Annotated in this window: 7 protein-coding genes; 5 read left to right on the forward strand and 2 right to left on the reverse strand. The window is 35.3% G+C overall.

All coding sequences use genetic code 11. The features are described 5' to 3' along the window. Positions 1-195: 195 nt before the first annotated feature. The 5 genes from UH7x_RS01640 to UH7x_RS01660 all read left to right on the forward strand — a co-directional run bounded on the left by UH7x_RS01640 (position 196) and on the right by UH7x_RS01660 (position 12341). Positions 196-453 carry a hypothetical protein gene (locus UH7x_RS01640; protein ID WP_482361987.1) on the forward strand — a complete coding sequence of 86 codons (258 nt, stop codon included), beginning with the start codon at positions 196-198 and terminating at the stop codon, positions 451-453. A gap of 394 nt (positions 454-847) precedes the next feature. Next, the gene (locus UH7x_RS01645; RefSeq protein ID WP_482361988.1) at positions 848-2203 is read left to right on the forward strand and encodes a DUF5723 family protein; all 1356 of its coding nucleotides are present in this window, start codon (positions 848-850) and stop codon (positions 2201-2203) included. Further along, positions 2166-3215 carry a hypothetical protein gene (locus UH7x_RS01650; protein ID WP_482361989.1) on the forward strand — a complete coding sequence of 350 codons (1050 nt, stop codon included), beginning with the start codon at positions 2166-2168 and terminating at the stop codon, positions 3213-3215. Before UH7x_RS01645 ends, UH7x_RS01650 begins: the two co-directional genes overlap by 38 nt. A gap of 57 nt (positions 3216-3272) precedes the next feature. Beyond that, positions 3273-11666: a Calx-beta domain-containing protein gene (locus UH7x_RS01655; RefSeq protein WP_482361990.1), complete on the forward strand. Its 8394-nt coding sequence runs from the start codon at positions 3273-3275 to the stop codon at positions 11664-11666. A 3-nt stretch (positions 11667-11669) separates the two neighbouring features. Then, a complete protein-coding gene (locus tag UH7x_RS01660) occupies positions 11670-12341 on the forward strand; it encodes a hypothetical protein (protein WP_482361991.1) in 672 nt (223 codons plus the stop codon). Between the two features lie 27 nt (positions 12342-12368). Here the strand turns inward: UH7x_RS01660 and UH7x_RS01665 are convergent, their stop codons facing one another. Both UH7x_RS01665 and UH7x_RS01670 read right to left on the reverse strand, forming a co-directional pair. Continuing rightward, a complete protein-coding gene (locus UH7x_RS01665) occupies positions 12369-13370 on the reverse strand; it encodes a sugar kinase (protein ID WP_482361992.1) in 1002 nt (333 codons plus the stop codon). 72 nt (positions 13371-13442) lie between these two features. Further along, entirely contained in the window at positions 13443-15107 is a 1665-nt protein-coding gene (locus UH7x_RS01670) for a PQQ-dependent sugar dehydrogenase (RefSeq protein WP_482361993.1), read from the reverse strand. Position 15108: the final 1 nt, after the last annotated feature.

Raw genomic sequence — 15108 nt, forward strand, 5'->3', positions numbered from 1 at the left:
TAGGGTTCAAATGATGGTCAAAATCCTATCAATAAAGCAGGTATGGCTATATCACAATTTTCGAACCTTATATTTTTCAGCATATTATGGTGAAAGATGACGATGGCAATGGTTTATATGACAGTGTTTTGATAAATCATTCCCACCATCGAGATTTATTTATTTTCAATGATTAGACCTAATTAATGTTTGGCTATGCTAGAAGGGGTTATCAATGAGTTTGCCAATTTTGGAGTTCCGATCAATTCTCATGCTTCTGCTGGCCAGACAAAAGCAAGTTTTCAAAATATCAACTTTGAAATTACGAATCAAACCGAAAATAGATTAGAAGGCATTTGGTATGGCGATGTTATGGCATGGAATGACCATTGTCTAGAAAAATGCACAGATACTTGGTATGTTGATTCCGCTAAATCCATTTATGAAACATGTGATGTTACACCTTCTGAGTAAATAATCAGAATTATAAAATAGTTTACTGTCAGCGCTTTTAAACTGGAATTAAAATCTTAACATTTTTTTATCCATTTATTTTTTTAATAAAATCTTAGTTAATATTATTAATCATTGAGAATTGATAAACACTTCATTTTGTAACCATTCATAATCCGTTCTGATTGATTAATTAATTAATTAATTAAAGAAAAATCTGACAATTATTCAATAAAAAGTAGCTTACACACCTAAATATACCCACTATTGGGTATTTCTTTGCCTTATTCTGAATTGTATGTTTGCTTTAACAATTCCCCAAGTATTGAACTTTCCTTATTTGAATTCAGTTTAAAAGACGAATGTCTTTATTGAATTTGTGCTCTGTACGAACGACCAAACCAGACCAAACCAAATGAAGAAACAAATTCTTGTTCCCTATTTCCTTTTGTTATCAGCAATTACTTTTGGCCAATCCTTTATGGGCATGGAAGCTGATAATTATAGCGGTATTCATGGGGCTATTTTCAACCCCGCCAACATTGCCGATTCTCGTTCCAAAATTGATGTAAACATCATCTCAGCCGATGCGTTAATTGGTACTGATTACACTCCCCTATCATTAGACAATATTAAAATTTTATTAGAAGATTCCGATTTAGGTAATTCAATAGAAAGGTTTCCTGCTAATAATAATCAGGTTGTATTAAATGCTGATGTAATTGGCACTTCTTTCATGTTCAGTTTAAACGAAAAGAGTAGTATTGGCCTATTATCACGTGTGCGAGCAGTAAATAATTATAACAATATAAGTGGTGAATTACTTGAAAGTTTTGCAGACGGTTTTCCTTCTGAGGACTATACCTTTAATATGGAAAATTTAGACGGAACCACCCATGCATGGATTGAATATGGTCTTGTATACGGCCGAACTATTTTAGAAAAAGACTATCATTATTTAAAAGGAGGTATTACATTAAAATATTTAATGGGTGGAATCTTTGCTCAAGGTAATTCAGAATCATTAAGCGGAGAATATAATGCTAACCAACAAACGCTTAATACAAATGGTTCTTTTTCCTATTTAATGAACTATGACTCCGACGATGATTTTAGCTCAGATAACCTATCTCCGGGCTTCGGAATGGATATCGGGTTTGTATACGAATATCGATCTAGATCGTCTGGGTATTCCTCAAACAATGGAGATGAACGAGGAGCAAATAAATACCTTTTTAAAGTCGGTGTAGCATTAACTGATTTTGGGAGAATAAAATATAAAGATGTTGAATTGAATACATACAATCTCAATTCAAGCATCAGTACCGACAATTTAAGTGACAGTTTTGAAGATAAATTAGATGACAATTATTCAAAGACTACAACCATTGGTGAAGCCACAGCCATGCTACCAACTTCTTTACGCATAAATGGCGATTATAGATTTACAAAAAACATTTATACTAGCATTAATTTCACTTTATCGTTAAACCCAAAAAACGGATTATATAACAACAACACCTTAAATTTAATTTCAATCGCACCGCGATTTGAATCTAAATTTGTTAGTCTTTACACCCCTATTAATTACAGTAATTTAAGTGGACTAACATTTGGGGCTGGTTTAAGAATGGGTCCATTAATTGTAGGCTCTGGAACACTTTTTTCCACACTTTTTTCCAAAAAGCCCGATTTAGCAAATGTTTATGTAGGACTTAAAGTACCTATGTTTCATGATAAAGCAAAGAACCCTAGAAAGAGAAGAAGATAAAAATATGCCAACCAATCTATTTAAATTATTTGTATTAGGAATACTTGTATTCGCATTAAACGCATGCTGCAAAAATTGCGATGCCTGTGTCGGTTGTAATGACGAATTAGAGAAAGCAGACCAGGAATTAACAGATGACTTCGTTCATAATTTAATTGTTGAAAATGGTTCTCAAATCGAAGGTTCGCCTTCTGAAAAAAAGGGAAACATGTCATTGAAAGTTAGTTCAGACAGAAGTTTCGGTCTCTTTGATGAAGGCTTTGATTTTAAACTCGAGTCCGACAAGAACATTAGTGGAATTCAGCTTCGAGTAAAAAGGAGCGATGCTATCTCAAAGGAATATATTGATATCAAAATTCTTAATGAATCAACTACATTGGAAGTGGATACCGATTTAGCAGCAGCATTTGGAGATGGCACAAATTTCGGAGTTGAGATTGGGTCTATTTGTTACGAGGTACGTGCCTATGATACAGAAGGCAATATAAGCATACCTCAAGAAATCTGTTTTGATCTTATTGGATGGGGAAATGATGGGGCTATAGCTAGAGCATGGGAACTTCAGTATTACGAGGAATTGAAAAATGGTGTTATTATAACTCGAAACATAGCAGAAGTTTATTGTGATGACGGTCTAGACAAGCCTTGCTTTTCGTTAAACAATAAATCTCTTTCGATTAAGGATGATGGTACTTTTTTACTTCAGACCCTGCACTATATATATGAAAACGGAAACAACGACGCAAATTACGATCGTTACGAAGAAAGCTTTGAGGGCAAGTGGGTTTATCTTGAAAACAATTTGTACTTGATAGTTTATCGAAACAAACTTTTACTTAACGAAAACATTACCAAGAATTTGAATCTAAATCCTAGCGAAGGCCAAATTATAAAGCTTTCAGAAGTTGATTTAGATGATGATTTTCAACCTTTTAATATGGCATTAGTGACAACGCAAACTAATGTGGTCACAAATAAAGTCACCGAGTTTTATAAAAGACCCCTTGAATAATAAAGAGTACATGCCTCAATGACCAAGTATTATAACTAGCAAACCAAAAAAATGATTATGAAAAGAAGTTATCACTACCATAAATCAAAACTAAGCAGAACTAATTTCAGAATCTCAAAGAAACCTAATGCTGGTATCAAATGGATCTTTTTATGGGTTCTATGTATCACAGGTTCATTTATCGCTGGTGCACAAAATACCTTTAACAGTAGTGCGGTTTTTACCAGCCAAGTTGAAGTAGACGCCTTCGGGTTTCAAGGAGGGCCGCTAGGGTATAATAAAATAACAGGTAATCTAATTATATATAATAGTACGGATATTACAGATTTAAGCCCTTTGTCATCTCTAACCTCTGTTGGTGGTTTGGTTATTGAAAATAACACGTCACTTACTAATCTTAACGGACTTCAAAATATAACAACAGTTGGAGGTTTCGTAGGAACTTTAGGACTACAAATCCGTATAAATAACAATTTGACAGACATTAGTGGTCTTAGTGGTGTTCTTCAAACGACAGATTTTGTTTACATAGAGCAAAACCCATTATTAACTAATTTAAATGGTTTACAGCTTACCGATATAGGTGTTCTAAGAATTAGCGATAATAATAATCTGACCAATCTAAATGGGCTTCAAAATTTAGTTTCTGCAACAAGTATAGAACTATTACGAAACCCCCTTTTAACTGATGTAAGTAGTTTAAGTGGTATTCAACAAATACCTAGTAATGTTATAATAACGGAAAACCAATCATTGACGACGTTAAATGGTTTACAATTTACAACAGCGGATAGAGTAATAATCAACGGAAATAATAGTTTAATCAACTTAAACGGGCTTCAAAATGTGGCTACCATTACTAACACACTACAAATACTACAGAATCCTCAGTTAACTGATTTAGGCGCACTAAATGCCCTAACTACAGCCAACAATATTGAAATTGACCAAAATAACTCTTTACAAGAAATTAATGGTTTTATTAACCTCTTATCTACTAATTTTATTCAAATAGAAAGTAATACCTTATTAAACAACTTTTGCGGGCTTCAGCCTTGGGCAATTGCCAATCCTAGTTCTAATTTTGATGCCACCTTCAATGCTTACAATCCAAGTTTACAACAAGTTATTACGGCTTGTGATGGTAATGCGGCCAACTCCTTTCAGATAGATCCTTCTTTCGAGACATATCTAATTGCTGAGGGTATTGATAGTGACCCCACTCCAAACAATGCAATTAGTTTTGTTGACGCTGAAAAAACAACAAATACCACTTTCAATTTAAATGACCTAAACATCCAAAGTTTAGCCGGTATCGGAAATTTTACATATTTAGAAGAAATATTTATAAATGGTGGAAGCACAAATCTTACCAGTTTAGATTTCAGCCAAAATAAAAACTTAAAAATTATACTTATTGATGGGACTCCTTTGGCTAATATTAGTGTTGATGGTGCAGATGCTTTGGAGGAATTGACAATTCAGAGAGGTAATCAGTTAACAAACCTCGATGTGACAAATAACTTAAATCTAAAATTTCTTGCAGTTTATCAAAACTCAATAAATACAATAAATGTTTCCAACAACTCTCAGTTAGAATTTTTGGCATTAACCGATATGCCACAATTAATAAATCTATCGGATTTGTCAGTGAATAGTTCCTTGGCCGGATTTGTAGCTATAAATACCGGTTTGGAGCGAATTGAGCTCCTAGGCTTAACTAATTTGGGAGTGGTAACATTGGAAATAGCCAATAATCCAAATCTAAACTATTTTGAAATGACAGGTAGTAGTGTGCAATCTTTGATACTGTCTACCAATACGGGGCTTGAGACCATTAAGCTAGACAATAATAGAGTCTTGACTAACTTTTATTTACCACCAGACAATTCTCCATTAAAGATTTTTGAATTTTCAAATAGTTCAGGCTTTACTAACACTCTTGAAATAAAAGATAGAACCCAATTGGAAGATATCTATATATGGGATTCTGGCTCAGATGAAATAATCATTGATAATCTTCCGAGCTTAACTTCATTGGTTATAGATGAGCATGTAAATAACCTTACAGCGTTAAAGATTAAAAATAACCCCCAGTTGACTTCATTTGATTTCAGAAATAATTTACGATTAATAGATGTTGAAATAGAAGACAATATCAATCTTCAAGTTTTAGACGGGAGGATTAGGAGTAGCGTTGATAGAATTTCTTTATTAGGAAATGATATACTCTCGTTAAATGTTGATGGGCTTGAAGATTTGGAACAATTAAATGTTACAGGGAATGATAATCTCAATATTTTGGATTTAACCAAAATGAGCGTTGACCCTCTCAACCCGAGCAAACTCAGAGTTTTTGAGTCTACCGATACAAGAATTGAGGAATTGGATTTTTCAAATAATCCAAATATGGAATTAATAAGCGTAAGCTCACCTTCAAATACAGGAAGTTTAAAAAGATTGAGTGTAAAAAATGGTCAGAACATAATTCTAACCGAGTTTAATTTATTTGGTAATTCTCAACTAACATGTGTTGAAGTTGATGCCGGTACGGTAGGTACTTCTCCTGCGGGTTGGGCCAAAGATGCAAGTACGACATATAATGCCAATTGTAGTGCCCAACAGGTTACGATTGAATTTGTGGAAAATCTATCAGATCTGGAAAATATAGTTTCGAACCCGATACCGCAACTGATAGTTAACGGAACCGTAAACACTGCAAGTACGGTCACCATATTGGATAGTACCGGGTCATTGGTAGGGTCCGACATTGCTGCGGTCAACAATGATTATACTTTTAATAGTGGATCTTCCATTATCATTTCGATAGCCCCAGGGGCATATAGTGCTTCCAATCCAATCCCTGTACCAAATCTTCTCATTGATTCGGAAAATCTTTTTGAGGGCAACGAACGATTGCAATTAGCAATCAGTGCCGCATCTGGTGATTTAATCGTAGGTGCTACAGATAAATTCGAATATACCATCTTGGAAGACGACTATAGGATTGCTATTTCCGCTGGCCCCTCTGTGGATGAAAACGGAGCCAATAGTAGTTTTACGGTAACACTTCTAGATGATGCGAACAACACGGTGGCGAACAATAGTGGGCGCGGTATTTCAGTATTCTATACGAATAAAGGTGATGCTATTGAAGGTACTGATTTTGCTTTTACCAATGCTATTGCTGCCGATGCCTTTGTGATAAATGATGGTCAAGATTCTTCGACATTGACGGTAGACCCCACTGATGATCAACTTTTTGAAGACGACGAATTTATAGACCTTGAAATTACCAGTGGGGAGGGCTATTATTTAGATCCGAACCTCGGGGTACCATTTGATGGACTAATTATTTTGGACAACGATGATCGAATTTCATTTTCATCAACACAGGTGGGATTGGAAGGAGGTAATGATGTTACTTTCACTATACAACTTAGCGATGAGAACGGGGTTGCAGCTACTAATGACACACCAGTCAATCTTGGATTCGACATTAGCTTTTTACCAGGCACAGGAGCAGATGCCGCTTTGTTGGGGACTGATTTTATCGACGGTATTAAAAATGAAGCTGACAAGACGGTATTCATCCAAAATAACCAGAATTCGGTAACTTTTGAGATAGAGGTTATCGATGATACAGATTCAGAAAATCAGGAGAACTTTATATCCACAATCTCGGTCTCCCCAGATACGCAGGTATTTGCATTGGGCTTTGTTGTTGATAATGACCAGGCCGTAGGATTGATAAACGATAATGATGGCGCAGCACAAAACTCTACCTATATCCCCGACCCTACATTCAGGGAGAAATTAATACAATTGGGCCATGATGACAATATCCCAAATGATGATTATGTACTCACTTCTTCGATTGCAGCAGTTCCGGCTTTAATTTTACAAGGCTTGAATATTGCAAATTTTACGGGCCTCGAGGCTTTTGCCAACTTGCAAGAGTTTAGTTTATTGGGTAATGAAGCATCTTCGGTACTACCAATTGATTTTAGTGGTAACGCCCAATTGAATAAAATTCAAATTATCAATGTACCTAACCTGCCATCTATTGACATAAGTCAAAACAATGGGTTAACAGAGTTGACGGTAGTCACTAGGGGTACGCTCTTTAACAACATAGATCTTTCTGGGAAAAATACGATTACCGAATTATTATTGGCTGACAATGGGTTTAGTACAATAGACTTTAGTGGCGTGCCAAATGTTGTCAATCTTGGTGTTCAACTAAACTCTTCATTGACCCAAATCAATGTTTCAGCGATGAAAGACCTTGAAAGTTTGGATTCCTATGAATCCGGCATTATTGGCTTGAATCTATCTAGCAATACAAAACTTGTTAGATTAGATGGAGGCCAAGGAGTGCTTACCGAAGTCAATATTAAAAACGGATCGAACAGTTTGATAACTTCGTTGGATCTTAGCGGTAACGCTAACCTTACATGTATTCAGGTAGATGCCGGCATAGTTGGTACTTCACCGGCGGGTTGGATAAAGGACGCATCTGCAACCTATCTGGCAAACTGCCCTACGGTACAAGCTACCACCAGAATTCCCGATCCGATTTTCAGGGCAAAGTTGATGGACTTAGGCCATGACAATAATAATCCAAACGATGAGTTTGTACTGACATCTTCAATTGCAGCTGTTACGAATTTGAATATTCAGGGCTTGGATATTACGGACTTAACAGGAATCGAAGCATTTACGTCGCTTGTTACCCTAGATGCAGTTGCAAATAAGCTCACAACTTTGGATTTGTCGAATTCGCCGAATTTGGAGACTGTTGCCTTAGGTTCCAATCAATTGAGTACACTTGACTTTAGTTCCAATCCGAACTTGAAAAATTTAGAGGCTGCCAACAACTCGCTAACGAACATGAATATATCGGCAAACCCGAATTTAGAATCCCTATATCTTTTTGATAATTCGCTATCGACCTTGAATACTTCATCGAATACTGAGTTAAAGTTTCTGACGTTAAATGGCAATAACATTACGGCCATCGATCTGAGTTCAAATATTAATTTGGAAGAACTGGTCATTTCAGGAACACTTACCTCGTTAGATCTCAGGCTAAATGCAGGCCTACAAGATTTGTTTATTGGTCAAGGATCTATTGAGGTTTTGGATCTTAGGGGTTTAACATCACTTGGAAGATTTGAGAATGGTAGTGCCACAATAGCCTGTATTCAAGTAAATGACGTAAATACCGCGGAGAACAATCCGAATTGGGCTGACGGCAACTACAATTTAGATTGTAGTGCCTATCTACAATTCACACGCATACCAGACCCAATTTTTAGAGCAGAGTTAGTACGTTTAGGCCATGACAATAATGATCCAAACGATGAATTTGTACTGACATCTTCAATTTCGGCAGTAACAACATTAGATTTAAAGGGACTTGCAATAGCAAGTTTAGAAGGAATAGAAGCTTTTACTTCACTTGAAACTTTAGATGTTTCTGATAATTTTGATTTAACTGAATTGTCTTTATTAAATCAACTCTCACTTTCTACACTTTTATTAGGTCCGGGATTGGAGACACTAGAAGTGACACAAACTTCGTTGACAGGTGTCGATCTTTTTCGGGCTTTTCAGATAAAAAATGCTCAAATCTATGACAACGCCAATCTTACATCAATTGAAATATCAGCAGTGGAAAATCCCCTTTTAAAAAATATTAACTTTCGGGACAATGATCTTCAAAGTTTAAATCTGAGTGATTTTACTGAAATTACTTCTCTCAGTGTTGATGGCAACCTAAATTTAACGATACTTGATATTACGGACCTAGTCGGTTTAGAGTTATTAATTACAGCTAATTCGGGTGTAACGGCAATAGACCTTTCTACAAATAACGGGTCACTAGTTCTTGCAGGTTTAGATTCTGGTAACTTAACAAGCTTAAATCTTAGTAATACTAATCTTGACTATTTCGCTCTTATTCTTAATACAGAGAATAATCCGAACCTTTCTTGTATTGAGGTTCATAGTGTTTCTGATGCAGAACTAGCTAACAACAGAATAGAATGGGAGGTACCCAATACTCAAACCTTTAGTACAGACTGCTCAGTAATTCAAACAAAAACTACAGTACCTGATGATGTTTTTGAAGCAGAGCTAGAGCGTCTAGGTTATGGAGATGACATTGACGATAATAATCTTGTATTAACCGCTTCGATTGCAGTTGTAAAGGAATTAGATTTAGAAAAAATGTTCATCAATGATCTAACAGGTATAGAAGCTTTTACTTCTTTAGAAGTTTTGAATATTACAGATACGAATACCACAATTTTTGATCTTACGGACGTCCCATCATTAATAGAGTTGAATGCGAATTTAACCAGTATGATAACTTTGAATACCGCAACAACGCAGAATTCGACTTTACAAAAACTTAGTATATACGGCAATAGTCTATCATCCCTTGATTTGACTAATTATAATGCCTTAGAGTATGTGGATATTTCTGAAAATGCTGGAATTACTGCACTTGATTTAAGTAACAACCCTAGTTTAACTTTCATAAATGGTATGAATTCTGGCCTAACGGAATTAAACTTAAAAAACGGAAATAATACCATTCTAATCGATGTTGATTTGACAGGTACAAATTTAACTTGCGTTACGGTAGATGATATTGGATTAGCACAACAAAAAGTCACCAATGGGGAATGGAAAGTAGATACTACAGTTGAATTTAAAATTAATTGCAACTCAGTTTCCTCTTATGAAGCAGAAGTTGAAATTGTTACGGACATATTAAATACAGCTAATATCAATGAAGGCCTCCGAGATGTAGAGGTAAAGGTTTCAATACCAAATGCAGATACCGATAATTTATTAGTTGACTTCGATATTCAAGTAATAGAATTAACCGCAAATGCAGGGAATGACTTTAATGCCGTACCGCAAAATGAAAAGTTGGTATATGAGTATTTTAATGACGGGCTAACAGCATACACCATTGGTATTTTGGATGACACCTTACTAGAAGGTGACGAACAATTTCGAATTCGAATAAGTAATCCATCGGACACAAGGGTAACTCTTAAAGATGCCGATACAAATGGCAACTTAGACTTTGTAGTTACTATTTTAGATAATGAATCTGGAATTGCGCTACTATCAGCTGTGAGTGGGTCTGAAGGTGGTAATGCTAGATTTACAGTGAATTTGCAAGATGGATCCGGCGACCCAATTTTAAATAATACTGGTGGTGATATTTCTTTTGATTTTGTCTTGAGCAATGGTACAGCAATTTCTCCAGGAGATTTTTCTGAACTAGCTGCTAACACAAAACTAACTGTTAATAACGGTGCCTCTGGAGCCTTTATTGACATACCCCTAATAGATGATGCTGATGAAGAGCTAAAAGAAGAATTTTCCGCAACGATTAGTAATCCGAATATAAATTCTATTAGTATTACACAAGCTACCGCTACAGCGACCATAGCCGCAAGTGATTCTGATGCAGCAGCTAATGATACTGATGGAGATGGTGTTACCAACGATTTGGATAATTGCGCAAGCGCACCTAATACTGATCAGTCAGATATAGACAATGATGGCATTGGTGATATTTGCGATGATGATATTGATGGAGATGGTGTAATTAACACTCAAGATTTATGTCCAACTCAGCAAGGAACAATCGAAAATAATGGTTGTCCATTACAACCTATAATTAATATTGGACCTGAAGATATTCATGTACAAGTTCAAAATGCTACATGTCCAAATGTTTCCAACGGAATTATTTCAGTTGAACTTTTTAAAAATTATAATGGAACAGTTACGGTGAGCAGTTCTAATCTAACAGAATCTATTTCTAAGCCTTTAACTGTAGGTGTAAAAACAATATTCGATGGATTGGCCATTGGAACCTATAAAATATGTGTTGACATTGCCGAGTTCCCAAATTTCAACCAATGCTACAATTTAAATGTCTTGAGTTATGAAGAAATAAAAGTAGCTACTCAAGGAATAGACCTTTCTGGAAAATCAGCCTCATTTCAGGTAGAAGGAAGCACTTCCTACCAGGTTAGTATAAACGATGTAGTCTATTCTCATGAATTCAATACAACAAAGTCTAGAGTTATTTCTGTTCCTCTAGAAGCTGGTAAGAATAATATTCATATCTCGGGCGTATCCGACTGTCAAGGAATTTTCACTGATGAAATAATTGTTGGTCATTTAACTGTATACCCCAATCCTGTTGTTGAAAACATTTATATTGAAGGAATACTCGCAGAAGGGGATGCTACTGTAGTTGTTGCAAACCTGACAGGAAAAATAGCTACTAAAGCTATTACCCCAATAGCTAATGGAGAAATTCATGTTGATTTTAGCACGCTAAGTAAAGGTGTATATCTCGTTTATTTAAGAACCAATGAAGAAGAAATTGAATTTAAAATTGTAAAAAAATAAAGTATGAAAAGCATATACATTTTTTTGGTCCTCATCGCAATGTTATTTATTGCAGGATGTGAAGGAAAATTCGAACCAAATAATCCAGTGTCAAATTTATCTGCGGCAGATTTAATTTTTCCTAATGATGAAGAATTATGTTTGGAAGGTGAAATTTCTGAAGCAGGAAAAATAAAAATACCGTTTTCATGGTCCGCAGTGGATGGAGCAACAAATTATCGAATTTCAATTAAAGCTGAAGGTAATGCAGAGGAGTTTACATTTGAGACAACAGATACTAAGGCGGATTTGGATGTAGAACTTGGTACAATGTTCACTTGGAAAGTATTCGCTATAAATGAGAATAGTGAAACAGAAAGTAATGTTTGGAGCTTTTATTCTCAAGGAGCACCCATTAATAATTATGCTCCTTTTCCTGCTGTAATAACGATTGTTAATGAGGGAAATGGTCTTATTGATTTAGCTTGGCAGAGTAATGATTTGGACAACGATATTGTCAGTTATTCTGTTTACTTATCTTTAGAAAACCCACCGAGTATTTACTTAGAAAATACTACGGCGACTTCTGAAAACAATATACCTGTAACTAGTTCAATGACATATTACATTGTAATAGAAACAAAAGATGCTCTAGGCAATTCCACAAAATCTAAAACCAGCTTTGTAGCGAAATAAACATAATTATATAATATAATTTTCAAGTTATCTCTTTATGGTGCCAGAAGTATCACCATCCATTAAACTAATTACATTATCCAATGTAACCATATTTACATCCCCTGGAACAGTATGTTTAAGTGTACAAGCTGCGGAAGCAAAATCTAAGGCTCGTTTATCGTCATAGTGCAGAAAACCATAAATTATGCCAGCCGCAAAAGCATCACCAGTACCAACACGATCTATTACATGAGTAATATTTAAAGTCTCGGTTTTTATGTATTTTTCACCGTTCCACATTTTACCTTGAATTTGTTGGTGAGAGGCGCTAATAGACTTTCTATTTTTACCAACAACCTTCTTAATTTTCGGGAATTTGTCCATTAATTTTTTGGCAACTTGTCGAAATTTATCGCCCTTCTCTCCTATCCCAAACATTTCTCTAATCCCTCGACTACTGGTAATAACTATATCGCAATTTTTAACCAATTCGGGCATAACTTCTTGCATGGTTTTCCCATATTTCCACATGTTCTGTCTAGAATTAATATCACCAGAAACTTTCACACCCATTCTATTTGAAGTCTTTATAGCATCTAAACAAGCCATTGCTGCTCCATCTGAAATAGCTGGAGTAATTCCAGTCCAATGAAACCAATCTGCATCTTTAAGAATGTGTTCCCAATTAATCATGGAAGGTTCTATTAACGAGAAAGAAGAACCCTCTCTTTCATAAATTACTTCACTAGATCTATGCACTGCTCCTTTTTGTAAAAAATATTTTCCAAGCATATCATCGCCATAAAAAACATGTTCTGTACTTAACCAATGTTTACGCAAAAATTGTGTGGCTGCTTTTCCCAAAGCATTGTCAGGAAAACGAGTAACATGAGCGGCTTTCATTCCAAGATAACCACATGACATCGCTACATTAGCAGCACCACCTCCATAAACAAGATCAAATGAAGTTGCTTGAGAAAACATTGAATTTCCCGGAGGCGATAATCGCATCATTACTTCTCCAAATGTTATCACTTTTTTAGCCATAGTAGAATTTATTTATTAGATAAGAAGAAATTATTTCTAACTTAATTAATATAGAATTACAGTTTTAGTTCCTTAGTATTTCCGACTTTTTCTAATTGTTTCAATTTCTTTTATACTTACTGAATCAGTTAAATCATTTGCGGTAAGACGAATAAAATTCAATAAATCTTTCAACTCATTGTTCGATAGACCCACAGCGAAACCAGGCATAATCTCATTATATTTTTTTCCTTTCACCTCTATTTCTCCCGACATTCCAAATAGCACGGTCTCAATAAGCTTTGTTTTATCGGCTACCGTTTTGGTGCCTATTAATGGTGGGGCAAAATCAGGTATGCCCTGACCCTGTTTCATATGGCATGATACGCAATTATTATTGTACACGAACATTCCATTAGCATCGTTCCCACTCTTTGCTTGCACGAACATTTCAATAGGTTTACTATCTTCAGTTAGAACCTTTAAATCTTTAAAATTTTCCTCCTCACTTTCATGAATCACTGAAATTTTCAGAACGCGATCATTACCATATTCAGGCACGTTTTCGTACATCCATCCATACCTTCCGATATGCCAATCGGAATTACTTGTAATTAAGTAAACATCACCATTAGGTGATACACACAAATCTCTAAAACGCCCAAATTGTTTTTGCAAATAAATTCTTTCGTTAATAATACGTTCTCCTGATTCATCCAATTCTAATAACCAAAGAGATCTACCTTTCAAAGTTGTTAGCATCAAATTGTTTTTCCATTCGGGAATAGCATCATTGTTATAATAATCCAGCCCAGCAGGTGCTATCGTTGGTGTCCAATTATAAATAGGTTCAGTTACAACAACCGTATCACAGAAAGTCAATTCATTTTCTTTATCACAATAACCTTCAACAAATGGCCACCCATAATTTCCTCCAGCTTTAATAATATTTATTTCATCATCATTATCCGGGCCATGTTCCGAAGAATATATTTTTCCATTTGCAGCAACAAGTCCTTGTGGATTCCGATGTCCCATAGAGTAAAAATAACTATCAGGTATTGGATTGTCTTCAGGTGCACTACCATCGAGGTTTATCCGAAGTACTTTACCTGGTAGGCTAGTTTCTGATTGGGCATTTCGCGAATTTGCCACATCACCAATAGAAAATAGTAGCTTATTATCATCACTAATTGTAAGTCTAGATCCATTATGTCCTCTAGAACCTGGTATTACATGAAATATTGATTCTGGATCTATTAATGTATCCTTTTGATTGGAATACTTATAACGTACTAATCTCGATTTTACGTAGTTCGGATTTCCTCTATCATCAAATACATCAGTCGACGTAGAATCTACATATGTGTAATGCAAGTATACATAAGGATTACTACTGAAATCTGGGTGCAATACCAAACCCAGTAATCCTGGTGTATAACCTTCTGAATAAACTTCCTGTATATTCAGCACTTTTTTCACCTTACCAGAATTTGGATCCATGCGTAGCACGTTCCCTTTTTTTTCTGTAAACCACAAATAATCATCACCACCCCAAGTAACCTCCCAAGGTTGAACTAAATCACGTTCCAATTCACTTACTAATAATTTTGTTTCTGCCAATTCAATAATAAACTGTGGCTTTTCAAAAGATGGTCTTCTGTAAGGTTCTGAATTGTCACAACTGACAAATAAAAAAAGCAAACACAGCACAACAATATTTCTTAAAATCTTGCTTCTAAATTGTGCTGAATTCATA

The organism is Aurantibacter sp. UH7 (genome assembly GCF_056839165.1).